A 504-nucleotide genomic window follows, 5' to 3' on the forward strand; every position below is an offset into this window, starting at 1 on the left:
TCCAGCGCTGTCTGACGGACTTCCTGCAAATAGTCTGTGAAACCCTTTCCGCCCTCCGGGCGTGTCCGAAGCGCCAACGTGTTTACGAACATGCCGAGCACAGGTTCAAGGTCTTCATGCGGCCGGCCGGCGATCGGTGATCCGACCACGATTTCCTCTTGCCCGCTGAGGCGCGCCAATAAAGCTGAGTAGGCCGCAAGAAGCACCATATACAGGGTGCTTCCGTTTTCCCGCGCGAGGCGGTTCAGGCCGGACGTGACCTCTTCGTCCAGAGTAAATGAGATCTTGTCACCGGCGAAGCTTCGCACCGCCGGACGGGGCTTGTCCGCCGGCAGTTCAAGCACAGGCAGCTCGCCTCCGAGCTGCTTCAGCCAATAAGATTCCTGCTTCTGATATGTGTCGCCTTTTTTGAAGTCCTGCTGCCATACGGCGTAATCTTTGTATTGGATGCGCAACGGCTCAAGTTTCCGCCCGGCGTACAATTCTCCAAATTCCCGAATGAGT

General features: G+C 57.3%; 1 protein-coding gene. It reads right to left on the reverse strand.

Annotated elements, in window-relative coordinates; genetic code table 11:
- A partial coding sequence (locus GXP75_RS21345; protein WP_242557813.1) for a condensation domain-containing protein occupies positions 1 to 504 on the reverse strand: 504 nt, incomplete at both ends.

This window comes from Bacillus sp. HU-1818 (genome assembly GCF_022695965.1).
Classification (GTDB): domain Bacteria; phylum Bacillota; class Bacilli; order Bacillales; family Bacillaceae; genus Bacillus; species Bacillus atrophaeus.